We start from the raw sequence: 25991 nt of genomic DNA, 5'->3' as shown, positions 1-25991 counted from the left end.
GCAGGCGACGACGATGATCGCCCTCCTTCAGTCCGAGCGCGCGCGGCTGCTCCGTTTCGGGTTGTCCGGGCTCTGCTCGACCGCGATCCACGCGCTGATCGCGTCCGCGATGTTCGCGCTCGTCGACGCGACGCAGGTCGTCGCGAATGCCGTCGCGTTCGTCTGCGCGACGGTGTTTTCGTATCTCGCGAATACGCTGTGGAGTTTTTCGTCGACCGTGCGCCGGCGTAACATGATGCGCTTCGTCGTCGTGGCGTTCGGCGGCCTCGCGGAAACGATGCTGGTCGCGCACGGCACCGAAGCGCTCGGCCTCGCGCGCGGCTGGAGCATCGTCGTGATCACGCTGTTCGTGCCGCCGGTCACATTCGTGCTGCACCGGATGTGGACGTATCGGTAGGGAACGGTGCGGATCCGGACGATCGGCGTGCGCGTCGCATGGCACGAAGCGGGTACGGTCGCCGTCACGCTGCGTGCCGTCGGATCGGCCGGATTCGGCGACAACGCGGCACGCGCCGTCTCGGCGAACGGCTCCGGCGACGCACGCGCGGTTCCGTTCGGATGGATGTCAACGCAACGATATCCCCGAATGAACACCGCGCACGCACGCTTCGGCAAATCGGGACGTCGTGCGACGCAAGCCGCCGTCGCCGCATATCGAGCGAGAACGGCCCGAAGGATTGTGGTCCGATCCCCGGCCGCGCCTACTGAACCAGGCGAGGCGGCGTGATCGCGCCGTAGTTCGGCCCGACGCCGCCGGAATTGCCGGTCTGGCACCGGTCGGGATTGTTGGCCATCTGCAGATAGATCGTCGCGTTCTTGCCGCTGCCCGATTCGCTCAGGATATGAACGCACGCGAACGCGACGATCGGCTGAGGCGTGCCCTGGGTCGTCGTCACCGTGTTGACGACCGCTACCGTCTCCCACGCGCAGCTGCCGTCCCCGGCCTGGCTGCACGACGCGACCGCGTGATACCCGTTGCTTTCGGTGCCGCTCTGCAGGAACGTGTTCTGGCCGACCGACATGCTGTTCGGATTGCCGGCCGTGATCAGGCCGACCATATAGCTCGAGCTCTGGTTGTTGGTGTCGAAAGTCGTCCACTGCCCGGCTTCGCAGTTGTTGATGTGATAGGACGAGCCGACCTGGAACACGTACGGCTGGCCGACCGTTTGCGCAGCCGTCTGACCGGGCAGCGGCGCGGTGCTCGTTGCCAGTGCCGGCGAATGGGTCACCGAGTTCCAGTAGGCCGCGTACAGGCACTGCGACAGCGCAAACGGGAACAATCCGCCCGGGCCGACACTCCCCGGCCACGACACGACGGCGGTGGCGACGGCGCTGGTCCTCAGGAAACCGAAGCCCATGACGCCGGACAGGTAGGCCGGCACCGATCCGTTCGCATTGCTGCCGTCCTTGGCTACCACGACCTGGACCGCGGGCAGCTCGGTGCTGGTCGGCGTGATCGACTGCGCCTGCAGGCCGGCCGACGGGTTGGTCACGTCCCAATAGCCGGGATTGGCCGTCACGGCCTGCACCGCCCCGCCCTGGATCGTGTTCGACGGCGCGAACGTGCTCGCCTCGGCCTGCGCGCCGGACCAGTCGGGCTGGGTCGCCGTGGTGTTGCTGCAGGCCGTGTGGCGATACAGGCACTGGGCCGCGGCGAGCGCGGTGGCGTCGGCGGCGTTCTGCGTCTCGTTGCGGGCGATCGCCAGGTTGCCGATGTCGATCGCGAGCGCCGCGACGATCAACAACGCGAGCATCGCCATGCCGACGATGATGGCCACGGCGCCCTGCTGGCGCTTCATCGATTTTGTCGTGCGCATGATGGCCGTCTCACTCGTTGTTCATCGTCGTCGTCGCACTCAACGTGATCGGACCGTTGAGTGCCGTGAACAACTGGCCCAGCACCAGTCCGCTGAACTGGTACTGGACCGTCACGGTCGCCGGTGTGCCGAAGCTGCCGCCGACGCCGCTGGACGCCACCGTCGGCGTATTTTGCATGCCGAAGGTCAACAGATGGTTCGACGTGTAGTTCTGCACGACGGTCTGCACGCTGCTCGACGTCGGCGGCGGGTTGCTCAGCACGATCCCGGCCCGCGCGCCTTCGCGGCTCGCGTTCGTGATAACCGCCTTGTCGTAGAGAAACAGGCCGAATTCGACGATGCCGAACATGATCAGCAGCAGCACCGGCAGCACGAACGCAAACTCGACCACCGCGACGCCTTTTTGATTTTTCCGTGTCATTTTTCGATCCCCGTATCGCGTCGATTCCGGATTCGCCGGAATGGACCGGATTTAAAACCCGCCTTTCTTTTCAATCGCGATTCCGCGCGCACGCGCCGCCGGGATCGGCGGCACCGCATCGCTGCCGCTCGCGTATGTCGGGATTTTTCGGGGAAGATGCAGAATCCATGCCATGCGCGCGGCGCCGCGGCCGGACGCGAACGGCCGCCCGGCGCGCCGCTTTGCGAGCGCGCCGACAGGACAAAATGTTTCAACGCTGAATCGATCGGCTCGCGCACACGCGGAGAAAACGGCACAGAGCGCGGCGATCGGCACGCCGACGCCTGTCGCACTTCGGCACGATCGGTCGGCGAATCGCGCAACGCCGTGCGATGTGTTTCAACCCTGAAACGCAGCGCCGCGACCGGCGCGCACCGTTCCGCTAAACCGCCCTTCTCACCAGCATCGCGCGGATCTCCGAGATGGCCCGCGCCGGGCTCAGGCCTTTCGGGCACACCTCCGCGCAGTTCATGATCGTCCTGCACCGGAACAGCCGATACGGATCCTCGAGATCGTCGAGGCGCTCGGCCGTCGCCAGGTCACGCGAATCCGCGATGAAGCGATACGCCTGCAGCAGGCCGGCCGGCCCGACGAACTTGTCCGGGTTCCACCAGTAGCTCGGGCACTGCGTCGAACAGCACGCGCACAGAATGCATTCGTACAGCCCGTCGAGTTGATCGCGTTCGGCCGGCGACTGCAGCCGCTCGCGCGCCGGCGGCTGCGTGTCGTTGATCAGATACGGTTTGATCGAGTGGTACTGGTTGAAGAAATCGGTCATGTCGACGATCAGGTCGCGCACCACCGGCAGGCCCGGCAGCGGCCGCAGCACGATCTCGCGCGGCAGCGACTGCATGTTCGTCAAGCATGCGAGCCCGTTGGTCCCGTTGATGTTCATCGCGTCCGAACCGCAGATGCCTTCGCGACACGAACGCCGGTACGACAGCGTCTCGTCGCTGCGCTTCACGCGGCCGAGCACGTCCAGCAGCATGCGGTCGGCCGGGTCGAGCTCGATGTCGAAGCGCTGCATGTACGGCTGCGCGTCGCGGTCGGGGTCGTACCGGTAGATATGGAGGGTGCGCGGATCGCTCATCGTTTCTCCTGGCAGGCGGCGGCTCGCGGCCGCGGAACGGCCGCTTGCGCGCAAGCGCCATACCGGCGGAGCTCAGTCGTCGTCGATGCGCTTGTCGATCAGGTAGCGGCCGCGCTCGACGCCCGCGCGCAGCGCTTCGTCCTCGGTCATCCAGTCGGGACCGTCGGCGGCGGGCACGGTCAGCTCGATGCGCGCGCCGTCGACGTAGACCTGCACCTCGTCGCGCCACGCGCCGCCCGCGTTGCGCCGCGCCCATACGCGAATCTCGTGGCCGCGATAGGGATCGCGCACCTGTGCGTCCTGTTGATGCTGCATGGTGTGGCCTCCTGTGCTTATCTGCGATGCCGGTGCAAAAAATACGCGCCGCATGATCGCCGCGCGCGCCGCCGGCCCGGCGCGCACGCTTCGTGCCCGGTGCCGGCGGGCCGGCACGCGGCTTGCGGCCCTGCCGCCCGTCCAGCCGCCGAACGAAGCGCCCGACACCGACGACGTCCAGGTCGCGTCCTCGCAAAGGAGCCGACCGACATGCGCGGCGCACCGCCGGATGCTGCCCGCCCTCGCCGGCGTACGGACCTGTTCTCACCCACATCCTCAAGGAGTTCCGCGTGACACGGACCGACCTGCTCTCCTATCTCGTGACGAGCCAGCTGGCCGCGCGCATGCGGTCCGGCGCATGGCTCACCACCAGCCAGCTCGTCGGCGCGCAGCGCGCCTGGCTCGCCTGCCATCGCGCCGAGTGCGACTGGCTCGACCGGATCCGCATCGCGGCCGCTTCGGTGACGATCGCACAAGGCATCTACGACATCGCAACCGCGCACGGCGATCCGGCCGACGGCACCTACGTGCGGCTCGACGCGCGTTCCCCGGAACTGCGTGCGCTGCGGGCGCGCTGCGACGCGCTGCTGCAGCGCATCGACGGCGGCCGGGGCGTCGATACACAATGATCGTGCCGGCCCGGGCCACCCGCACCGGCCGGCCGCCGGCGGCCCCCGCGCACGCGGCGAGTTCCGGCGACGCCCGCGCCGGCACGCCGGGCGCGAACGACATCGTCCGGCACGGCCTGCTCGAATGCGGACGCAACTGCGACACGATCCGTCATGCGGACCGCTTCGCGACGCTCGTCGACGGCGACGCCTATTTCTCGACGCTGCGCGCCGCGTTGCTGCGGGCGCGCCACACGGTGTTCATCGTCGGCTGGGACGTCGACAGCCGCATGCAGCTCGTGCCGGGCGGCGCGCGCGACGGCTGGCCCGAGCCGCTCGCCGCGTTCCTGCACGCGCTCGCGGCGGCGCGCCGGCGCCTGCGCATCTACGTGCTCGCGTGGGACTTCGCGATGATCTACGCGCTCGAACGCGACTGGCCGCCGGTCTATCGCGCCGGCTGGCAGGCGCATCGCGGCATCGCGTTCCGGCTCGACGACGCCCATCCGCGCGGCGCATCGCATCATCAGAAGCTCGTCGTGATCGACGACCGGCTCGCGTTCGTCGGCGGCCTCGACCTCACGCGCGCGCGCTGGGACACCTCCGCTCATGCGGCGGACGAACCACGCCGCCGCGACCAGAACGGCGCGCCGTACGGCCCGTTCCACGACGTGCAGGCGATGTTCGACGGCGAGGCGGCGGCCGAGATCGGCAGGCAGGCCCGTGCGCGCTGGCTGCGCGCCTGCGGACGCCCGATCGCGATCCGCGCGCACCGGCACCGCGGGCGGCCGGACGACGACGAAGACCGGTGGCCGCCCGATGCACGCGTGGACGTGCGCGACGTGCAGCTCGGCATCGCGTACACCGCGCCGCGCCATCGCGACCGCGAGCCGGTCCTGCAGGTGCGCGCGCTGATCGAGGATGCGATCCGCGCCGCGCGCCGCCATCTGTACATCGAGAATCAGTACTTCACCGCGGCCGTGGTGCGCGAGACGCTGTCCGCGCGGCTGGCCGACGCCGACGGCCCCGACGTGACGGTGGTCGCGCCGCGCGTGCAGAGCGGCTGGCTGCAGGAAGCGACGATGGGCGTGCTGCGCGCGCGGCTGCATGCGACGCTCGAATCGGCCGACCGCTTCGGCCGCTACCGGCTGCTGTATCCGCACGTCGACGGCCTCGGCGAAGCCTGCGTCAACGTGCACAGCAAGCTCGCGATCGTCGACGACGAATGCCTGCTGATCGGCAGCGCGAACCTCAACAACCGCTCGATGCTGCTCGACACCGAATGCTGCATCGCGCTGGCGGCGGCCGGCGACGCACGCGTGCGCGCCGCGATCGCCGCGACGCGCGACCGCTTGCTGGCCGAGCATCTCGGCACGACGCCGGATGCGCTCGCCGCGGCCTTCGCGCAGCCCGAGCGCCCGAACGCGGTGCTCGACCGGCTGCGCGCGCACGCAGGGCGCACGCTGCGCACGCTCGATCCGGCCGTCGCGCCGCAGCTCGACGCGCTCGTGCCGGTCAGCGCGCGGCTCGACCCGGAGCAACCGATCGAACCGGACCGCTTCGTGCGCGAATTCGTGCCGCGCGAACAGCACCGCTCGCTGACCGCGCGCTTCTTCGTCCTCGGCGCGTTCGTGCTGCTCGTCGCCGCGCTGGCGCTCGCGTGGCGCTTCACGCCGCTCGGCGCGCGCGTGAACGTCGCGTCGCTGTCGCACGCGGCGGCCGGCCTCGCGCAGTCGCCCGCCGCGCCGGTGCTGCTGCTGGCCGGCTACGTGATCGCGGCGACGCTGGCCGTGCCGGTCACGCTGCTGATCACCGTGACCGGGCTCGTGTTCGGCGCGTGGCCGGGTTTCGCGTATGCGGGCGCCGGCACGCTGGTGGCGGCGGTCGCGACCTACGGCCTCGGCCGCTGGCTCGGTCGCGACGCGGTGCGCCGGCTCGCCGGCGCGCGCGCGAACCGGCTCAGCGAGCATATCGGGCGGCGCGGCATCGTCGCGATGGCCGTGCTGCGGCTGCTGCCGGTCGCGCCGTTCGCCGTCGTGAACCTGGTCGCCGGCGCCTCGCATATCGGGCTGCGCGACTTCGTCGTCGGCACGGCGATCGGCATGCTGCCCGGCATCGCGCTGACCGTCACGTTCGCGCATCAGCTGACCGCCGCGTTCAGCCATCCGCGCCCGGCCGCGTTCGGCTGGCTCGCGGCGATCGGCGTCACGCTGGTCGGCGTGTCGGTGCTGCTCGTCAGGGTGCTGCGGCAATGGCGATGAACCGGCATGCGGCGGCGCCGCCCGAAGTCGTCACGGCCGACGCGCCGCCGGTCGCCGCGCCCGGCGGCCGCGACCTGCGCATCGCGACCTACAACATCCGCGGCGGCTACGGCGCGTGGCCGGCGCGCGCGGCCGACCGGATCGCGGCCGTGATCGAGGAACTCGATGCGGACGTGATCGCGCTGCAGGAGGTGCCGCTCGGCGGCACGCGCGCGCCCGACGTGCTCGCGCACCTGCGCGACGCGACCGGTATGCACGCGGTGGCCGGCCCGACGATCGACACGGCCGAACGCCGCTACGGCAACGCGGTGCTGTCGCGCTGCCCGATCCGGGCGGCGCGCACGCTGGACCTGTCGTTCCATCGGCGCGAGCCGCGCGGCGCGCTCGACGCCGACATCGACTGCGGCATCGGCACGATCCGCGTGGTCGCGACCCATCTCGGGCTGTCGGCCGTCGAGCGCAGCGCACAGGTGCAGCGGCTGCTCGCCGCGTTCGACACCGGCACGATGCCGGTGATCCTGCTCGGCGACATCAACGAATGGTTCGTGCGCGGCCGCGCGTTGCAGGCGCTCGTCACGCGGTTCCGGCGCGCGCCGGCGCCGCGCACGTTTCCGACGCTGTATCCGGTGTTCTCGCTGGACCGGATCTGGATCCATCCGGGCGAACTGCTGGTCGACGTCGCCGTGCATCGCAGCGTGCGCGCGCGGCACGCGTCCGATCACTATCCGCTCGTCGCGCGCATGCGCGCGTCGGGCATGACGATTGCGCGCTGAGCGCGCCGACCTGACGGAGCCTGCGCATGCGAATCGACGAACTCGACGGAACCGCCCTCGACTACTGGTGCGCACGCGCATTGTGCGCGGACGCCGAAGACACGCTGCGCTTCACCGCAGTCGCGCCGACGGTCATCGTGACCGCCGCGTGCGACGCGTTGCGGCGCCTCGACGCGCAGTTCGCGCCGTCCGCGTCGTGGGCCGATGCGGGCGCGGTGCTCGACCGCGTCGTCGACCTGCGCGTCGCGCAGCGCGGCGGCGACGTCGTCGAATGCGACGCATGTTTCGTCGACGGCCCGTCGACCTGCGGCGCGCGCGGCCCGAATGCGCGCATCGCGCTGCTGCGCGCGTTCGTGCGCGCGCGTTTCGGCGACACCGTCGACACGCCGCCGACGTTCGCGCACCGGATCGAACGCGGCGCCGTCGTGCGCTACGACCCCGGCACGCCGATCCCCGAAACGGACCGCGACCTGGCGACCGGCGACAGCACGGACATCCGCTCCGTGCCGCGCATGTGAGCGCGCCCGCGCAATGGGCATCGCCTTCATCGGCCGTGCGCCGTTCATGTAAAAACGACAGCGCCGGGCGCCCGGCGCCGGGCCGCGGTCTTGCTGCACGGGCCTCGACGCCGCAGGCACGCGGGTTGCGAGGACACTCGCTCCGATCGCCGCCATGGCCGCTCCCGACGAACCGATGAAACCGACGCCGACCTTCGCCCCGCGCCTGTATTTCTGCGACGCCCGCCTCGTCGGGCCGCTCGACGCATGGCCGGCGCTCTTCGCGCATATCGCGGGAATGGGTTTCGACCACGTGCTCGTCGGCGCGTACTGGGCCGCCAGCGTCGCCGGCTTTCCGCGCCACGTGGCCGATTTCGAGCGGCCCGCCGACGTATTCGCGACGCGCACGAGCGCGCTCGACACCTTCGCGCAGCTGACGCGGCTCGCGCAGGGCCACGGGCTGCGCATGCTGCTCGAAGTCGTGCCCGACCGCATCGCGCGCGACAACCCGCTGCGCGCGCAGCATCCGGACTGGTACGTCGAGCGCGCGCACGACGACGCGCTGATCGACCCGCGCAGCGCGGTGCATGCGCAGGATGTCGCGCACGCGAATCTCGCCGACGACGCGACGCACGACGCGCTGTCCGCCTGGTGGTGCACGCACCTGGCCGCGTATGCGGATGCCGGCGCGGCCGGCTTCCTGATCGATGCGCCGCAGCGCCTGCCCGCCGCATGGTGGCCCGGCTGGCGCGCCGCGCTGCGCCGCGCGCGGCCGGATCTCGCGGTGCTGGCCGGCGTGCCGGGCCATGCGCGCGACGCGCTCGTGCCGCTCGAGGCGGCCGGCTTCGACGCGGTGTTTTCGTCGGCGCGCTGGTGGGACCTGCGCGCGCCGTGGTTCGTCGACGAGCACCGGCTGCTGCGGCGCATCGGCGCGCCGATCGCGTTTCCCGACGCGTACGACGGCCCGCGGCTCGCGGACGACTGGCCCGACGCACAGGACGACACCGTCGCCTGCGCGTACCGCCGCGCGTTGTGGACCGCGGCCTCGGTCGGCACCGGCTGGCTGGTGCCGATGGGTTTCGAGCGCGGCGTCGCGCTGCCGCTGATGGCGCGCGACGCGGACGCCGATCGCTACCGCGCGGCGTTCGACGCCGCGCGCTTCGACCTGTCGGGGACGATCGCCGACGCGAACGCATGGCGTCGCGCGACGCCGCTGGCGGCCGCGCGCGGCGAAATCGCGCAGCTGAGCGCGCCCGCCGCGCGCGCGACCGTGTTGTTGCGCGGCGCGGGTCCGTCGCTGGAATACGACGACGACGCGCTGCTGATCGCGCTGAATCCCGATCTCGACGCGGACGCCCGCGTCGATCCCGCGACGTTCCTGCCCGGCGTGCCGGGCGCGTTGACACGCAGGAAGGTGCCCGACGGCCCGGCCGCGCCGCTTGCGCCGTTCACGCTCGCGCCGGGCGGCTGCACGCTGCTGCACGCGCGCCGCGCGCCGCCCGCGACGATGCCGCGCGACGCCGCACGCGAGCGCGAGACGCTGTCCGCCGCGCTCGCGGGCGACCGGATCGCGATCGAGCGCGTCGAGCCGTCGGTCGATGGCGGCCGCTTCGCGGTCAAGCGCGTGGTCGGCGACATGCTGGTCGTGCGCGCGTCGATCTTCTCGGACGGCCATGCGCACCTGGCCGCCGCGCTCGCCTGGCGCGCAGCCGGCGAACGCGACTGGCACGAAGCGCCGTTTACGGCCGAACCGAACGACCGCTGGTGCGCGCGCATTGCGCTCGACCGGCTCGGCCGCCACGAATTCCGCGTGATCGCATGGCGCGACGACTGGGCCTCGCTCGTCAGCGACATCGAGAAAAAGCACGCGGCCGGCCAGGACGTGTCGCTCGAACTGCGCGAGGCGCAGCTGCTGCTCGCGACCGCGATGAAGCTGGCCGCGCCGGCCGACGCCCGCGCGCTGTCGCGGATGGAGCGCGCGGCCGCCGAGTTCCACGACGCGCCGCCCGATGCACGCCTTGCGCTGCTCGGCTCGGCCGAGCTGGCCGCCGCGTTCGCGGCGCTGCGCTACCGCCCGTTCGTCACGCACGACGACACCGTCTATCCGGTCGACGTCGAGCGTCGCGCCGCGCGCTTCTCGAGCTGGTACGAGATGTTCCCGCGCTCCGCGAGCAACGATCCGCACCGGCACGGCACCTTCGACGACGTGATCGCGCATCTGCCGCGCATCCGCGACATGGGTTTCGACGTGCTGTATTTCCCGCCGATCCATCCGATCGGCACGGCCGCGCGCAAGGGCCGCAACAACAGCCTGCAGGCGGGCCCCGACGACGTCGGCAGCCCGTACGCGATCGGCTCGCCCGAAGGCGGCCATACGGCCGTGCATCCGCAGCTCGGCACGCTCGCGTCGTTCCGCGCGCTGGTCGACGCGGCGCGCGCGCACGGGCTCGACATCGCGCTCGACTTCGCGATCCAGTGCTCGCCCGACCACCCGTGGCTCGCCGGGCATCCGGGCTGGTTCGCGTGGCGTCCCGACGGCTCGCTGCGCTATGCGGAAAATCCGCCGAAGCGCTATCAGGACATCGTGAACCCCGATTTCTACGCGCCCGACGCGCTGCCCGGCCTGTGGCTCGCGCTGCGCGACGTGGTGCTGTTCTGGATCGAGGCGGGCGTGCGGATCTTTCGCGTCGACAACCCGCATACCAAGCCGCTGCCGTTCTGGGCGTGGCTGATCGCCGACGTGCGCGGCCGCCATCCGGACGTCGTGTTCCTGTCCGAGGCGTTCACGCGGCCCGCGATGATGTACCGGCTCGCAAAGCTCGGCTTCTCGCAGTCGTACACCTACTTCACGTGGCGCGAATCGAAGCGCGAGTTCATCGACTATCTGACCGAACTGACCGCGGGCCCCGCACGCGAGTTTTTCCGGCCGAACTTCTTCGTCAACACGCCCGACATCAATCCGCGCCATCTGCAGAACGCGCCGCGCACGCAGTTCGTGATCCGCGCGGCGCTCGCGGCGACGCTGTCCGGCGCATGGGGCATGTACTCCGGGTTCGAGCTCGGCGAATCGGCGCCGCTGCCCGACAGCGAGGAATACGCCGACGCGGAGAAGTACGAGCTGCGCGCGCGCGACTGGAGCAAGGCCGCGCATATCGGCACCGAGATCGCGCGCCTGAACCGCGCGCGGCGCGACAACCCGGCGCTGCAGACCCACCTCGGGCTCACGTTCGTCGACGCGGACAACGACGCGGTGCTGGTGTTCGTCAAGGCGACGCCCGCGTTCGACAGCGTCGTCGTCGTCGCGATCAGCCTGGACCCGTGGCATCCGCAGGCCGCCAACTTCACGCTCGACGCGGCGCTGTGGCGCGGCTTCGGCATCGTCGACGGCGAGCCGCTCGATGCGCTCGAACACGATGCCGCGCACGCCGAAACCTGGCGCGGGCACCGGCAGTACGTATCGCTCGACCCGCACGTGCGGCCCTATGCGATCTGGCGGCTCGCGCCCGCCGCCGGCGCCGCGCTGGCGCCGCCCGAGCCGGACCATGGCCGCCATTCGTCGGGAGGACACGGATGATGAAACGCGAAGATTCCCTCGACGACGTGCGCCGCGCGCAGTTCGCGTCGCTCGCACCGGCCGGCACGCCGCGCCAGCGCCGCGTGCGCCGCCGCGCGCCGGCCCTGTGCGCCGACGACCCGCTCTGGTACAAGGACGCGATCATCTACCAGGTGCACGTGAAGTCGTTCTTCGATTCGAACCACGACGGCATCGGCGATTTCCCGGGCCTGATCGCGAAGCTCGACTACATCGCGGAACTCGGCGTCGACGCGATCTGGCTGCTGCCGTTCTACCCGTCGCCGCGCCGCGACGACGGCTACGACATCTCCGACTATCGCGACGTGCATCCCGACTACGGCACGCTCGCCGACGTGCGCCGCTTCATCCGCGAAGCGCATGCGCGCGGCATCCGCGTCATCACCGAGCTGGTGATCAACCACACGTCGGACCAGCATCCGTGGTTCCAGCGCGCGCGCCGCGCGAAGCCCGGCTCGATGTACCGCAACTACTACGTGTGGTCCGACACCGACACGAAGTACGCGGGCACGCGGATCATCTTCCTCGATACCGAAACGTCGAACTGGACCCACGACCCGGTCGCGGGCCAGTACTACTGGCATCGCTTCTATTCGCACCAGCCGGACCTGAACTTCGACAACCCGGCCGTCGTGCGCGAGGTGCTGCAGGTGATGCGCTTCTGGCTCGACCTCGGCATCGACGGGCTGCGGCTCGACGCGGTGCCGTACCTCGTCGAGCGCGAAGGCACCAACAACGAGAACCTGCCCGAGACGCACGCGATCCTGAAGCGGATCCGCGCGACGATCGACGCCGAGTATCCGAACCGCATGCTGCTCGCCGAAGCGAACCAGTGGCCGGAGGACGTGCAGGAGTATTTCGGCAACGAGGACGAATGCCACATGGCGTTCCACTTTCCGCTGATGCCGCGCATCTACATGTCGATCGCCAGCGAGGACCGCTTTCCGATCATCGACATCATGCGGCAGACGCCGGCGCTCGCGCCGAGCAACCAGTGGGCGGTGTTCCTGCGCAATCACGACGAGCTGACGCTCGAGATGGTCACCGATTCCGAACGCGACCTGCTGTGGCAGACCTATGCGAGCGACCGCCGCGCGCGGCTGAACCTCGGCATCCGGCGCCGGCTCGCGCCGCTGATGGAGCGCGACCGCCGCCGCATCGAGCTGATCAACTCGCTGCTGCTGTCGATGCCGGGCACGCCGGTGATCTACTACGGCGACGAGATCGGGATGGGCGACAACATCCACCTCGGCGACCGCGACGGCGTGCGCACGCCGATGCAGTGGTCGTCCGACCGCAACGGCGGGTTCTCGCGCGCCGATCCGGAACTGCTGGTGCTGCCGCCCGTGATGGGCTCGCTGTACGGCTATGACGCGATCAACGTCGAGGCGCAGACGCGCGATCCGCATTCGCTGCTGAACTGGACGCGCCGCATCCTCGCGACGCGCCGCGCGACGCAGGCGTTCGGCCGCGGCACGATCCGCTTCCTGCGGCCCGAGAACCGCAAGGTGCTCGCGTATCTGCGCGAGCTGGACGGCCACGAGCCGGTGCTGTGCGTCGCGAACCTGTCGCGCGCATCGCAGGCGGTCGAGCTGGACCTGTCCGAATTCGCGGGCCGCGTGCCGATCGAGATGACGTCCGACTCGCCGTTTCCGCCGGTCGGCCAGCTCCCGTATCTGCTCACCTTTCCGCCGTACGGGTTCCTGTGGTTCGTGCTGTCCTCGCACGGGCGCGAACCGGCGTGGCGGCAGCCGCATGCGGAGCCGCTGCCCGAATACGTGACGCTCGTGATGCGGCGCGGCGACACGCGGCCCGACGTCGCGCAGCTGCACACGCTCGCGCACGATGCGCTCGCGTCGTGGCTGGTGCGCCGGCGCTGGTTCGCGTCGAAGGACCGCACCATCGGCGAGGCGCGGCTCAACGTGGTCACGCCGATGCCGGGCGAGCCGTTCCAGTACGCGGAAGCGTGGGTCACGGTGCGCGGCGACAGCGGTGTCGAGCGCTACGTGGTGCCGCTCGCGGCCGCATGGGGCGGCGAAACCTCCGGCCCGCTGTTCGCGCAGCTCGCGCTCGCGCGCGTGCGGCGCGGCCATACGGTCGGCTACCTGACCGACGCATTCGCGCTGCCGGCGTTCGCGCACGGGATGCTGCGCAAGCTGCGCGCGGCCGAGACGGTGCCGACCTCCGACGGCGGCCAGCTCGCCTTCCTGCCCGACGCGGGGCTGGCCGAGCTCGACCCGGGCGACGACGCGGAAGTGCGCTGGCTCGCGGCCGAGCAGAGCAACAGCTCGCTCGTGATCGGCGATGCGATCGTGCTGAAGCTGGTGCGCAAGGTCGCGCACGGCGTGCATCCGGAAGCGGAGATGAGCCGGTACCTGACGCGGATCGGCTACCGGAACACCGCCACGCTCGCCGGCGAGGTCGTGCACGTCGACCCCGACGGCGCGCCGCACACCGTCGCGATCCTGCAGCGCTACGTCGACAACCAGGGCGACGCGTGGACGCGTTCGTTCGACTTCCTGAAGCGCGCGGTCGACGAACTGGCGCTGCCGGCCGCCGACGACGAGGAAGCCGCCGAGCCGGACCTCGAACCGGAAGCCATGCACGGCTATGCGGCGTTCGCCGGCATCGTCGGCACGCGGCTCGGCGAGCTGCACGTCGCGCTCGCGCAGCCGTCCGACGATCCCGCGTTCGCGCCGGAGCGCGCGACGCCCGCGCATGTCGAAGGCTGGTGCGCCGACGCGATCGCATCGTTCGAGCACGCGCTCGACGTGCTCGGCACACGGCTCGATGCGCTCGACGCGAGCTCGCGCGCGGCAGCCGACGCGCTGCTGGCCTCACGCCGCGACGCGGTGCGCGCGCTCGGCAAGCTCGTGCCGCGCACGCTCGACGCGCAGTGCATCCGCATCCACGGCGACTTCCATCTCGGCCAGGTGCTCGACGTGCAGGGCGATGCGCTGCTGATCGATTTCGAAGGCGAGCCGGCACGCCCGCTCGAGCGGCGGCGCGCGAAATCGCATCCGCTGCGCGACGTCGCCGGGTTCCTGCGCTCGCTGTCGTATGTCAGCGCGACCGGGCAGTTCACGATCGAGAAGGCGCCGGCGCAGGCCGCCGACCGCAAGCGCGCGCTGTTCGACCGCTTCGGGCAGGCGGCGGCCGACCGGTTCGTCGAATGCTATCGCGCGGCCGCCGAGCAGGCGCCGGTGCGCTTCGTCGATCCGCGCTACACCGATCGCCTGCTCGCGCTGTTCCTGATCGACAAGGCGTCGTACGAGCTGTGCTACGAGGCCGCGAACCGCCCCGACTGGCTGAGCGTGCCGGTGGGCGGCCTCGCGGCGCTCGTCGAGCGCCTGCTCGATCACGGCGCCGCCGACGACGGAGAATCGCGATGACCGATACGCTGTTCGATCGCGCCGATATCGATGCGCTGCTCGCCGCCCGCCATCCCGACCCGTTCGCGTGCCTCGGCCCGCACGTGGTGGCCGATCGCGTCGTCGTGCGCGCACTGCTGCCGGGCGCCGAACGCGTGCGCGCGGTGTCTGACGACGGCGCCGAACTCGGCACGCTCGCGTGCGTCGACCCCGCCGGCTGCTTCGCCGGCACGATCGCGCACGACGGCCACTACCAGCTCGCGATCGACTGGCCCGGCGCGCGGCAGCTGACCGACGACGCGTACGCGTTCGGCCCGCTGCTCGACGACGCGGCGCTCGCGCGCTTCGCGGCCGGCGATCCGGCCGCGGTGCTCGACTGCCTCGGCGCGACGCCCGCGCGCGTCGACGGCATCGACGGCGTGCGCTTCGCGGTCTGGGCCCCGAATGCGCAGCGCGTATCGGTGGTCGGCGATTTCAACGCGTGGGACGGCCGTCGCCACCCGATGCGGCTGCGGCTGCCGTGGGGCGTGTGGGAGCTGTTCGTGCCGGGCATCGGCGCGGGCACGCACTACAAGTACGAACTGCGCGCGGCCGACGGACGCGTGCTGCCGCAGAAGGCCGACCCGTGCGCGCGCGCGACCGAAGCGCCGCCGCGCACCGCGTCGGTGGTCGCCGACGTCGGCGCGCTGGACGCGTTCGCGTGGCACGACCACGCGTGGCTGCAGGCGCGGCCGCACACGGACCGCTATCGCGTGCCGTGCTCGATCTACGAAGTGCATCCCGAGTCGTGGCAGCGGTTTCCCGAGCAGATGGACCGCAGCGCGACGTGGGACGAACTCGCCGAGCGCCTGATCCCGTACGTGCGCGGAATGGGCTTTACGCACGTCGAGTTCATGCCGATCGCCGAATACCCGTTCGGCGGCTCGTGGGGCTACCAGCCGCTCGCACCGTTCGCGCCGTCCGCGCGCTTCGGCCCGACCGACGGCTTCGCGCGCTTCGTCGACCGTGCGCACGCGGCCGGCATCGGCGTGATCGTCGACTGGGTGCCCGCGCATTTCCCCGACGATCCGCACGGCCTCGCGCAGTTCGACGGCAGCGCGCTGTACGAGCATGCCGACCCGCGCGAAGGGCTGCATCCGGACTGGCATACCTGCGTGTTCAACGTCGGCCGCAACGAGGTCGGCGCGTTCCTGATCGCGTCGGCGCTCGCGTGGGCGCGGCGCTATCACGTCGACGGGATCCGCGTCGACGCGGTCGCATCGATGCTCTATCGCGACTATTCGCGCGCGGAAGGCGAATGGATCCCGAACGTCTACGGCGGGCGCGAGAACCTCGAATCGGTCGCGTTCCTGCGCGCGCTGAACGACACGCTGCACGGTGCGGCCGCGCCGCCGGGCGTCGTCACCTTCGCGGAGGAATCGACCGCGTGGCCGGGCGTCACCGCGCCGACCGAAAACGGCGGCCTCGGCTTCGACTTCAAGTGGAACATGGGCTGGATGCACGACACGCTCGCGTACCTGCGCGAGGATCCGGTGCATCGCCGCTATCACCACGACCGGATGACGTTCGGGCTCGTCTATGCGTTCTCCGAGCGCTTCGTGCTGCCGCTGTCGCACGACGAGGTCGTGCACGGCAAGGGCTCGCTCGTCGCGAAGATGCCGGGCGACGCGTGGCAGCGGCTCGCGACGCTGCGCGCGTATTTCGGCTTCATGTGGGCGCATCCGGGCAAGAAGCTGCTGTTCATGGGCAGCGAGTTCGCGCAGTGGGCCGAGTTCGCGCACGACGCGACGCCGCACTGGGACCTGCTCGACGCGCCCGCGCATCGCGGCGTGCAGCGGCTGGTGCGCGACCTGAACCGCACCTATGCGGCCGAACCCGCGCTCCATGCGCTCGACTGTCATGCGGCCGGCTTCGCCTGGCTGATCGGCGACGATCGCGACAACAGCGTGTTCGCGTTCGCGCGGCGCGACGACGCCGGGCATACCGTCGTCGCGGTGTGCAATTTCACGCCGGTGCCGCGCAGCGGCTATCGCGTCGGACTGCCCGCGCCCGGCCATTGGCGCGAACTGATGAATACCGATGCCGCCGTATACGGCGGCACCAACGCCGGCAACGACGGCGCCGTGTGGGCCGAGGACGTGCCTTCGCACGGCGAGGCGTGGTCGGCGACGCTGCGCCTGCCCCCACTCGCGACGCTATGGTTGCGCCCGGCGTGACCGGCGGCGCCCTCGACACGGAGTCCCGACCCATGCCGACCGCCCTGCCCGCCCGCCTCGAACCCGGCCGCTGCTATCCGCTCGGCGCGACCTGGGACGGCCTCGGGACCAACTTCGCGGTGTTTTCCGCCCATGCGCACCGGATCCAGCTGTGCATCTTCGACCCGACCGGGCGCAAGGAACTCGCGCGCCTCGACCTGCCCGAGTGTACGGACGAGGTATGGCACGGCTACCTGCCGGGCGCGCATCCCGGCACCGTGTACGGCTTTCGCGCCGACGGCCCGTACCAGCCGCAGGCCGGCCATCGCTTCAATCCGACCAAGCTGCTGCTCGATCCGTACGCGCGCAAGCTGCTCGGTCATTTCCGCTGGTCCGACGCGCTGTTCGGCTATCGCGTCCACTCGAACCGCGCGGACCTGTCGCTCGACCGGCGCGATTCGGCGCCCGCGATGCCGAAATGCGTGGTAGTCGACGAGGCGTTCGACTGGAGCAACGACCGGCGGCCCAATGTGCCGTGGCGCAGCACCGTGATCTACGAAACGCACGTGCGCGGCGCGTCGATGCGGCGCGCCGGCCTGCGCACGCCCGAGCGCGGGACCTTCGCGTCGCTCGCGCATCCGGCCTTCGTCGACCACCTGCTCGCGCTCGGCGTGACGACGGTCGAGCTGCTGCCGGTCCACGCGTTCCTGCAGCAGCGCGCGCTCGTCAACCGCGGGCTGCGCAACTACTGGGGCTACGACACGGCCGCGTTCTTCGCGCCGGAGCCGTCGTATCTCGCGACGCGGCGGCTCGACGAAATGCGGATCGCGATCCGCCAGCTGCATGCGGCCGGCATCGAGGTCGTGCTCGACGTCGTCTACAACCACACCTGCGAAGGCAACCAGCTCGGCCCGACGCTGTCGTGGCGCGGCCTCGACAACGCGAGCTACTACCGGCTGCTGCCCGACGACCCGCGCTTTCACGTCGACGAGACCGGCTGCGGCAACACGCTGAACCTGTCGCATCCGCGCGTGCTGCAGATGGTGATGGACTCGCTGCGCTACTGGGCGACCGCGTTCAACATCGACGGCTTTCGCTTCGATCTCGGCGTGACGCTCGGCCGCGAGGCGCACGGCTTCGATCCGGGCGCGGGGTTCTTCGACGCGCTGCGCCAGGATCCGGTGCTCGCGCAGCGCAAGCTGATCACCGAGCCGTGGGACGTCGGCCCCGGCGGCTACCAGCTCGGCCGCCATCCGCCCGGTTTCGCCGAATGGAACGACCGCTTTCGCGACACCGTGCGGCGCTTCTGGCGCGGCGACGCGGGCCAGCGCCCGGAGCTCGCCGCGCGTCTTGCCGGCTCGGCGGACCTGTTCAACCACCAGCGCCGCCGGACCTGGGCGTCCGTCAACTTCGTCTGCGCGCACGACGGCTTCACGCTCGCCGACCTGGTGTCGTACGCGACCAAGCACAACGAGGCGAACGGCGAGGACAACCACGACGGCCAGGGCGACAACTGCAGCGCGAACTGGGGCGTCGAGGGGCCGACCGACGATCCGGAGATCCAGGACCTGCGCGAGCGCGTCGCGCGCTCGATGCTGGCGACGCTGTTTACCGCGCTCGGCACGCCGATGCTGGTAGCCGGCGACGAATTCGGCCGCACCCAGCACGGCAACAACAACGCGTATTGCCAGGACAACGAGCTGTCGTGGCTCGACTGGGACGCCGCGCAGCGCGACGCCGGCGTCCGGATGACGCGCTTCGTGTCGCGGCTGACCGCGCTGCGGCGCATGTATCCGCTGATGTCGATGCCGCGCTTCCCGTCCGGCGACCGCGACGGCGCGCCCGGCATGCGCGAGATCGACTGGTTCGACGAGCGCGGCGACGCGCTGACCGTGCCCGCGTGGGAAGACCCCGAACGCCGCGCGCTGACGATGCGGCGCGTCGGCACGGGACGCACCGGCCGCACCGAAGCGTTGCTGGTGATGCTGAACGCGTCGGCGGAAACCATCGTGTTCAACGCGCCGGCGCCCGCGCTGGGCTATCGCGTGCTGGTCGACACGGCGACGCCGGACGGCGGCCCGCGCGACTGGCCGGCCGACGGCCTCGGCGTCGCCGCGCATGCGGTCGCGATCGCGGTCGCGCCCGTTCCGCCCGCCCCGCCCGTCGCTCCCGAGACGGGATCGTAAGGAGCCGCCATGACGTCACACGCCCATTCGTCCTCGACGCACGCGTTCCCGCTGTCGTTCGGCGCGACCTGCCTCGATGCGGAGCACACGCGCTTTCGCCTGTGGGCGCCGGCGAGCCGCAACGCGCGCGTCGAGCTGCACGGCGCGCACGACGTCGCGATGACGCCCGTCGGCGACGGCTGGTTCGAAGCAACTGCGCGCTGCGGCGCCGGCACGCTGTACCGCTACCTGCTCGACGACACGCTCGCGGTGCCCGATCCCGCGTCGCGCTTCCAGCCGTCCGACGTGCACGGCCCGAGCCAGGTCGTCGACCCGGCCGCGTATCGCTGGCGGCACGGCGACTGGCGCGGCCGCCCGTGGCATGAAACCGTGCTGTACGAGCTGCATGTCGGCGCCTGCGGCGGCTATGCGAACGTCGCGCGCCGCCTGCCGGAGATCGCCGCGCTCGGCGTGACCGCGGTCGAGCTGATGCCCGTCAACGCGTTTCCGGGCGCGCGCAACTGGGGCTACGACGGCGTGCTGCCGTTCGCGCCCGCCGCGCCGTACGGACGGCCCGAGGAACTGAAGGCGCTGGTCGACGCCGCGCACGGACTCGGGCTGCAGATGTTCATCGACGTCGTCTACAACCATTTCGGCCCGGACGGCAATCTGCTGCCGCAGTACGCGCCCGCGTTCTTCCGCAGCGACCGGCAGACGGCATGGGGGCCCGCGATCGACTTTTCGCGCGCGCAGACCAGCGCGTTCTTCATCGAGAACGCGCTGTACTGGCTCGACGAATACCGCTTCGACGGGCTGCGCATCGACGCCGCCCATGCGATCGACGACGAGGCGTGGCTGCGCGAGCTCGCGCGGCGGGTGCGCGCCGCCGCGGGCGACGGCCGGCACGTGCATCTGGTGCTCGAAAACGAGCACAACGCCGCGAGCCTGCTCGGGCCCGGCGGCTTCGACGCGCAGTGGAACGACGATTTCCACAACAGCGTGCATGTGCTGCTGACCGGCGAGCGCGACGGCTACTACCGCGCGTATGCCGACGCGCCGCTGCGCCATTTCGCGCGCACGCTCGGCGAAGGCTTCGCGTACCAGGGCGAGCCGTCGCCGCTGCACGACGGCGCGCCGCGCGGCGAACCGAGCGCGCACCTGCCGCCGACCGCGTTCGTCGCGTTCCTGCAGAACCACGACCAGGTCGGCAACCGCGCGTTCGGCGAACGGCTGCGCGCGCTCGCGAACGACGATGCGCTGCGCGCGGCGACCGCGCTGCTGCTGCTCGCGCCGTCGATTCCGCTGCTGTTCATGGGCGAGGAGGACGGCAGCACGCGGCCGTTCCAGTTCTTCACCGACTATCACGGTACGCTCGCGGACGCGGTGCGCGAAGGACGCCGCCGCGAATTCGCCGCGTTTCCCGCGTTCGCCGATCCGGCGCATCGCGACGCGATTCCCGATCCGAACGATCCCGCCACCTTCGCACGCTCGTCGCTCGAAGCCGCCGGCGCGGACTGGCCCGACGCCGATGCGTGGCGGCGCTTCTACCGCAGCGCGCTGACCGTGCGCGCGGCGCTCGTCACGCCGCACCTGCCGGGCGCGCGCGCGCTCGGCGCAGACCGGCTCGCGGACGACGAAACCGCGCGCGCGCTCGTCGCGCGCTGGCGGCTCGGCGACGGCAGCACGCTGACGCTCGCGCTGAACCTCGGCCCGCAGGCGGCGACGCTGCCGTCGCTGCCGGTCGGCAAGATCGTGTTCGAGACGCCGCCGCGCGCGCGCGACGCGCTGGCCGAACTGCGGCTGCCCGCGCAGGCGTGCATCGCGTGGCGCGACGGCGCCGTCAACCACGACGCGCTGCGGCATCGCGCAAACGGCCAGGGCGCGCAGCGCGGCCCCGCACGCTCATGACGACCGACCTGCCGATCGCGACGCTGGCCCGCGCAGCCGGACTGCAGCCCGACTGGATCGACGCGCACGGCGTCGCGCAGCGCGTGAGCGACGACGCGCTCGTCGCACTTGTCGATGCGCTCGGCTGGCCGTGCGGCACGCCGATCGAGCGCATCGACAGCATGGCGGCGCTGCTCGATGCCGATGCGGCGCCGCCCGCGTTCATGACCGGCAACGCCGGCGTGCCGCTCGCGCTGCCCGACGGGGTCGCGCGGCCCGGCGCGCGCTATCGGGTCGTGCTCGAAAGCGGCGTGCACGTCGACGGACGCATCGCCGGCGACGGCGCCCGCGCGTGGCTTCCCGCGCTCGCGACGCCCGGCTACCACGCCCTCGATCTCGACGAACGGCGGATCGCGCTCGCGATCGCGCCGCCGCCGGCGCGCCCGTTCGAGGCGTTCGCGAATGCGCCGGATGCGGCACGCCGCTGGGGTATCGCGGCGCAGCTCTACGGCCTGCGCCGCGCGGGCGACGACGGCGCCGGCGACTACACCGCGCTGGCGCAGCTCGCCGTGCAGGCGGCGCGGCATGGCGCGCACGCGGTCGCGATCAGCCCGACGCATGCCGGCTATCCGGCGCTGCCCGCGCACGACAGTCCGTATTCGCCGTCGTCGCGACGCTGGCACAACGTCGCCTATCTCGACTGCGACGCGGTGCCGGGCGCCGAACGCGGCAATCCGCGACGGCGCACGCGCGACAGCGCGCCGCTGATCGACTGGCCGCGCATCCTGCCCGCCCGGCTGCGCCGCCTGCACCGGCGCTTCACGGCGTTGCGCGCCGGCGGCGGCGCGGCGCTCGACGCGTTCGAACGCTTTCGCGCGGCCGGCGGTGCGGCGCTCGACGCGCATGCGCGCTTCGATGCGCTGCAGGCGTTCTGCATCGCGCACGGCTTCGGCGCGGACTGGCGGCAATGGCCCGCGCCGTGGCGCCTGCCGGCCTCGGCCGAAGTCGATGCATTCGCGCATGCGCAGGCCGATACGGTCGCATTCCACGCGTTCCTGCAATGGTGTGCGGCGCGCGGCCTCGCCGATGCGCAGCAGGCCGCGCGCGACGCGGGCATGGAGATCGGGCTGATCGCCGATCTCGCGGTCGGCTCGGATCGTGCCGGCAGCGATGCATGGGCGCACGGCACGACGCTGCTGCGCGGCGTCTCGCTCGGCGCGCCGCCCGACGTGTTCAACGCGAGCGGCCAGGCGTGGGGCGTGACGACATGGACGCCGGCCGCGCTGCGCGCGAACGGCTATGCGCCGTTCGTCGAACTGCTGCGCGCGGCGTTCGCGCATGCGGGCGGCATCCGCATCGATCACGTGCTCGGCTTCGCGCGAATGTGGATCGTGCCGGACGGCGGCTCCGCGCGCGACGGCGCGTATCTGCGCTATCCATGCGACGACCTGCTGCGGCTCGTCGCGCTGGAGGCGGCCCGTCATCGCGCGCTCGCGATCGGCGAGGATCTCGGCACGGTGCCCGGCGGGTTTCGCGAGCGGCTTGGCGCACAGGGCGTCGCCGGCATGCGCGTGCTGTGGTTCGAGCGTACGCCGGACGGCGCATTCCGCCCGCCGCACGAATGGGATCGCGACGCGCTCGCGATGACGTCGACGCACGACCTGCCGACCGTCGCCGGCTGGTGGCGCGGCATCGATCTCGGCTGGCGGCAGGCGGCGGCGGCCGCGGCCGCACGCGCGACGGCACGCGACGATGCCGATGACGAAGCTGTCGCAGCCGGGCCTGCGCAATCCGAAGCCGGCCAGCGCGACACAGGCGCCGACACAGCCGATCAGGCAGGCGACCCCGCGCTCCCCCCTTCCCGCGCCGATCTCGCGGAACGCGACGCCGAACGCAGCGCACTGTGGCGCGCATTGCAGCACGCCGGCTGCGCGCCGGCCGCCGACCCCGTTCCGCCCGCCGACGCGCCGCCGGTCGGCGCGGTGCTCGCGTATGTCGCGCAAGGCCCGTCGCCGCTCGCGATCGTGCCGCTCGAGGACCTGCTCGCGCTCGACGCGCAGCCGAACCTGCCCGGGCCGCCGTGCGGCCATCCGAACTGGCGGCGCCGGCTGCCGCGCGCGGTGGACGCGCTGTTCGACGCCGCCACGCGCGAACGCGTCGCGGCCGTCGCCGACGCGCGCCGCGGCCCGGAGCGTCCCGCATGACGCCGCGCGCGACGCTGCGCCTGCAGCTGCACGCGGGCTTCACGTTCGACGATGCGGCCGCGCATGTCGACTACTTCGCGCGGCTCGGCGTCAGCCATCTGTACCTGTCGCCGATCACCACGGCCGAGCCCGGCTCGCTGCACGGCTACGACACCGTCGACTACGGGGCGATCAGCGCCGAGCTCGGCGGCGAAGCGGGCTTCGTGCGGCTCGTCGACGCGCTGCGGGCGCGCGGCCTCGGCGTGATCGTCGACATCGTGCCGAACCACATGGGCGTCGGCGGCTCGTCGAACGGCTGGTGGAACGACGTGCTCGAATGGGGCGCCGCGAGCCCGTACGCGCGCCATTTCGACATCGACTGGCATCCGCCCGATCGCGCGCTCGACGGCAAGGTGCTGCTGCCGTGCCTCGGCGCGCCGTACGGCGACGCGCTCGCGGCCGGCGACATCACGCTCGGCGCCGACGCGGCGGCCGGGCGCTTCTTCGTCGCGTGTGCGGGGCGACGGCTGCCGGTTGCCGTCGCGACCTATCCGGAGATCCTGCGCCTTGCCAACCGCGCGGACCTGAACGCGCTCGCCGAGCGCTTCGACGCTACGCCGGCACGCGCCGGCGCGCGCATCGCGGCCGCGCACGCGGCGTTGCGCGACCATGCGGCCGCACGCGGCCCGCATGCGTTCGACTCGGTGCTGCGCGGCGTCGATCCGCGCCGCGCGCGCTCGCGCGCGTGCCTGCATCGCATCCTCGAACGCCAGCATTACCGGCTCGCATGGTGGCGCACCGCGTCGGACGAGCTGAACTGGCGGCGCTTCTTCGACATCGCGACGCTCGCCGGCCTGCGCGTCGAGGACGACACGGTGTTCGAGGCCGTCCACGCGCTGCCGTTTCGCCTGCATGCGCGCGGCCTGATCGACGGCGTGCGCGTCGATCACGTCGACGGCCTCGCCGATCCGCGCGCGTATTGCCAGCGCCTGCATGCGCGGCTCGCGGCGCGGCGCGACGCGCGCCCGTACATCGTCGTCGAGAAGATCCTCGCGCCCGGCGAGACGCTGTGCGACGACTGGCCGATCGACGGCACGACCGGCTACGACTTCATGAACGACGTCGCCGCGCTGCTGCACGATCCGGCCGGCGCCGCGCCGCTCGACGCGCACTGGGCCGCCGTGTCGGGCGCGTCGCGCACGTTCGCGCAGGAGGCGCTCGACGGCAAGCGTCGCGTGCTCGCGCGCCAGCTGGCCGTCGAGCACGCGCGCGTCGCCCGCAAGCTGCACGCCATCGCGCGCGCCTCGCCCGGCACGCGCGACATCAGCCTGATCGCGATCCATCGCGTGCTGGCCGAGCTGGCCGTGCGCGTGCCCGTGTACCGGATGTACCCGGCCAACGGCAACGGCCTTTCGGACGCCGATCGTCATGTGCTCGCGCGCGCCTACGAAGCGGCGTGCCCGGCCGTCGATGCAACCGATCGCGCCGCGCTCGACCATGTCGCGCGATGGCTCGGCCTGCCGGCCACGCGCACGCCGCGCGCCGACGCGGCGCGGCACGCCGCCCGCGTCGCGTTCGCGCAGCTCACCGCGCCGCTGGCCGCCAAGGGCGTCGAGGATACGGCCAACTATCGCTACGGACGGCTGCTGTCGCGCAACGAAGTCGGCGCGGATGCGGGCGACTTCAGCCTGTCGCGCGGCGCGTTCCATGCGCGCAACCGGCGTCGCGCACGCACGACGCCGCATGCGCTCGTCGCGACCGCGACCCACGACCACAAGCGCGGTGAAGATGCGCGTGCACGGCTCGCGGTGCTCAGCGAGGTTCCCGACGCATGGCGCGCGGTGTCGCTCGACTGGTCCGCGCTGAACCTGCCGCATCGCGGCGGCGCGCATCGCGATCTCGCGTGGTCGCCGGGGCCGGCCGCCGAGGCGATGCTGTACCAGACGCTGGTCGGCGCGTGGCCGCCCGATCTCGCGCCGGACGACGCGGGCGGGCTCGCGGCGCTCGCCGAGCGCGTCGTGCGCTGGCAGACCAAGGCATTGCGCGAGGCGAAGCGCCAGACCGACTGGCTGGCGCCCGAACCGGCCTACGAAGACGCGTGCGAAGCGTTCGTGCGCGCGATCCTGACGCCGCACGGCGCCGGCGATTTCGCGCACCGGCTGCACGCGTTCGTCGCGCGGATCGCGCCGGCCGGCGTGATCAACAGCCTCACGCAGACGACGCTGCGCAGCCTGTCGCCCGGCGTGCCCGACCTCTATCAAGGGACCGAGCGATGGGACCATACGCTCGTCGATCCGGACAATCGCCGCGACGTGCCGTTCGCGGCGCTCGCGGCCGAGCGGGTCGACGGGCCGGTGGCGTCGTATCTGCCCGACTGGCCCGATGCGCGCGTGAAGCGCGCGCTCGTCGAACGGCTGCTGGCGCTGCGCGCGCGCTGGCCGTCGACGTTCTCGGACGGCGTGTACCTGCCGCTGCGCGTGCGCGGCCCGCTCGGGCGTCACGCGATCGCGTTTGCGCGGCGCGACGCAGCGGCGACGGTCGTGGTCGTCGCGACCCGGCTCGCATGCGGGCTGCTCGGCGACGCGCCGCAGCTGCCGCGCATCGAGCCCGGCCGGTGGCACGACACGGCGCTCGTGCTGCCGCGCGGCGAAACCGGCCCGTGGCTCGACTGGCTGAACGGCGATCCGGTCGGCGCTACGCCGGACGGCGTCTTGCCGCTCGGGCGCTGTCTGCGGGCGCTGCCGGTCGCGGTGCTGGCGATGGAGCGCCGGGCCCGGTGA

Annotated in this window: 17 protein-coding genes; 12 read left to right on the top strand and 5 right to left on the bottom strand. The window is 72.0% G+C overall.

The features are described from left to right. Nucleotides 1-13: 13 nt before the first annotated feature. Nucleotides 14-397, top strand: a complete 384-nt coding sequence (locus WS57_RS15780; RefSeq protein WP_059517920.1) for a GtrA family protein — start codon at nt 14-16, stop codon at nt 395-397. 304 nt (nt 398-701) lie between these two features. Here the strand turns inward: WS57_RS15780 and WS57_RS15775 are convergent, their stop codons facing one another. From WS57_RS15775 to WS57_RS15760, 5 genes are all read right to left on the bottom strand, one after another. Then, nucleotides 702-1817, bottom strand: coding sequence for a TadG family pilus assembly protein (locus WS57_RS15775; RefSeq protein WP_009690329.1), 1116 nt, complete (start codon nt 1815-1817; stop codon nt 702-704). A 10-nt stretch (nt 1818-1827) separates the two neighbouring features. Next, nucleotides 1828-2238, bottom strand: a complete 411-nt coding sequence (locus tag WS57_RS15770; RefSeq protein WP_009690328.1) for a TadE/TadG family type IV pilus assembly protein — start codon at nt 2236-2238, stop codon at nt 1828-1830. A gap of 51 nt (nt 2239-2289) precedes the next feature. After that, complete coding sequence (locus tag WS57_RS38195) at nt 2290-2412, bottom strand: hypothetical protein (protein WP_009690327.1); 123 nt, start codon at nt 2410-2412, stop codon at nt 2290-2292. A gap of 247 nt (nt 2413-2659) precedes the next feature. Next, nucleotides 2660-3367, bottom strand: a complete 708-nt coding sequence (locus WS57_RS15765) for a succinate dehydrogenase/fumarate reductase iron-sulfur subunit (protein WP_059517860.1) — start codon at nt 3365-3367, stop codon at nt 2660-2662. Between the two features lie 72 nt (nt 3368-3439). Next, nucleotides 3440-3682 (bottom strand): DUF6566 family protein, encoded by a 243-nt coding sequence (locus WS57_RS15760; protein ID WP_038455798.1) that lies wholly within the window; start codon nt 3680-3682, stop codon nt 3440-3442. Nucleotides 3683-3972: 290 nt separating this feature from the next. On the opposite strand from WS57_RS15760, the gene WS57_RS15755 reads away from it, so the two are divergent. From WS57_RS15755 to treY, 11 genes are all read left to right on the top strand, one after another. Further along, nucleotides 3973-4311, top strand: coding sequence for a hypothetical protein (locus WS57_RS15755; RefSeq protein WP_059517855.1), 339 nt, complete (start codon nt 3973-3975; stop codon nt 4309-4311). Next, a complete protein-coding gene (locus WS57_RS15750) occupies nt 4308-6548 on the top strand; it encodes a VTT domain-containing protein (RefSeq protein WP_059602266.1) in 2241 nt (746 codons plus the stop codon). The genes WS57_RS15755 and WS57_RS15750 overlap by 4 nt, the downstream gene beginning before the upstream one ends. After that, nucleotides 6539-7321 (top strand): endonuclease/exonuclease/phosphatase family protein, encoded by a 783-nt coding sequence (locus tag WS57_RS15745; protein WP_059517853.1) that lies wholly within the window; start codon nt 6539-6541, stop codon nt 7319-7321. The genes WS57_RS15750 and WS57_RS15745 overlap by 10 nt, the downstream gene beginning before the upstream one ends. 26 nt (nt 7322-7347) lie before the next feature. Next, entirely contained in the window at nt 7348-7839 is a 492-nt protein-coding gene (locus WS57_RS15740) for a phage protein NinX family protein (RefSeq protein ID WP_009693813.1), read from the top strand. A gap of 175 nt (nt 7840-8014) precedes the next feature. Next, the gene (locus tag WS57_RS15735) at nt 8015-11392 is read left to right on the top strand and encodes a maltotransferase domain-containing protein (protein WP_069245428.1); all 3378 of its coding nucleotides are present in this window, start codon (nt 8015-8017) and stop codon (nt 11390-11392) included. Further along, nucleotides 11392-14802 carry a maltose alpha-D-glucosyltransferase gene (treS, locus tag WS57_RS15730; RefSeq protein ID WP_059517851.1) on the top strand — a complete coding sequence of 1137 codons (3411 nt, stop codon included), beginning with the start codon at nt 11392-11394 and terminating at the stop codon, nt 14800-14802. The genes WS57_RS15735 and treS overlap by 1 nt, the downstream gene beginning before the upstream one ends. After that, entirely contained in the window at nt 14799-16997 is a 2199-nt protein-coding gene (gene glgB / locus WS57_RS15725) for a 1,4-alpha-glucan branching protein GlgB (protein WP_069244528.1), read from the top strand. The genes treS and glgB overlap by 4 nt, the downstream gene beginning before the upstream one ends. Nucleotides 16998-17029: 32 nt before the next feature. Continuing rightward, nucleotides 17030-19162, top strand: a complete 2133-nt coding sequence (glgX, locus tag WS57_RS15720) for a glycogen debranching protein GlgX (RefSeq protein WP_069244527.1) — start codon at nt 17030-17032, stop codon at nt 19160-19162. A gap of 9 nt (nt 19163-19171) precedes the next feature. Further along, nucleotides 19172-21049 carry a malto-oligosyltrehalose trehalohydrolase gene (gene treZ, locus WS57_RS15715; protein ID WP_059602257.1) on the top strand — a complete coding sequence of 626 codons (1878 nt, stop codon included), beginning with the start codon at nt 19172-19174 and terminating at the stop codon, nt 21047-21049. Beyond that, a complete protein-coding gene (gene malQ, locus WS57_RS15710) occupies nt 21046-23232 on the top strand; it encodes a 4-alpha-glucanotransferase (RefSeq protein WP_069244526.1) in 2187 nt (728 codons plus the stop codon). The genes treZ and malQ overlap by 4 nt, the downstream gene beginning before the upstream one ends. Next, the gene (treY, locus tag WS57_RS15705; RefSeq protein ID WP_069244525.1) at nt 23229-25991 is read left to right on the top strand and encodes a malto-oligosyltrehalose synthase; all 2763 of its coding nucleotides are present in this window, start codon (nt 23229-23231) and stop codon (nt 25989-25991) included. Before malQ ends, treY begins: the two co-directional genes overlap by 4 nt.

Origin of the sequence: Burkholderia pseudomultivorans, from assembly GCF_001718415.1 — a bacterium.
GTDB classification, from domain to species: domain Bacteria; phylum Pseudomonadota; class Gammaproteobacteria; order Burkholderiales; family Burkholderiaceae; genus Burkholderia; species Burkholderia pseudomultivorans_A.
This window is presented reverse-complemented; position numbering and strand designations above follow the sequence as displayed.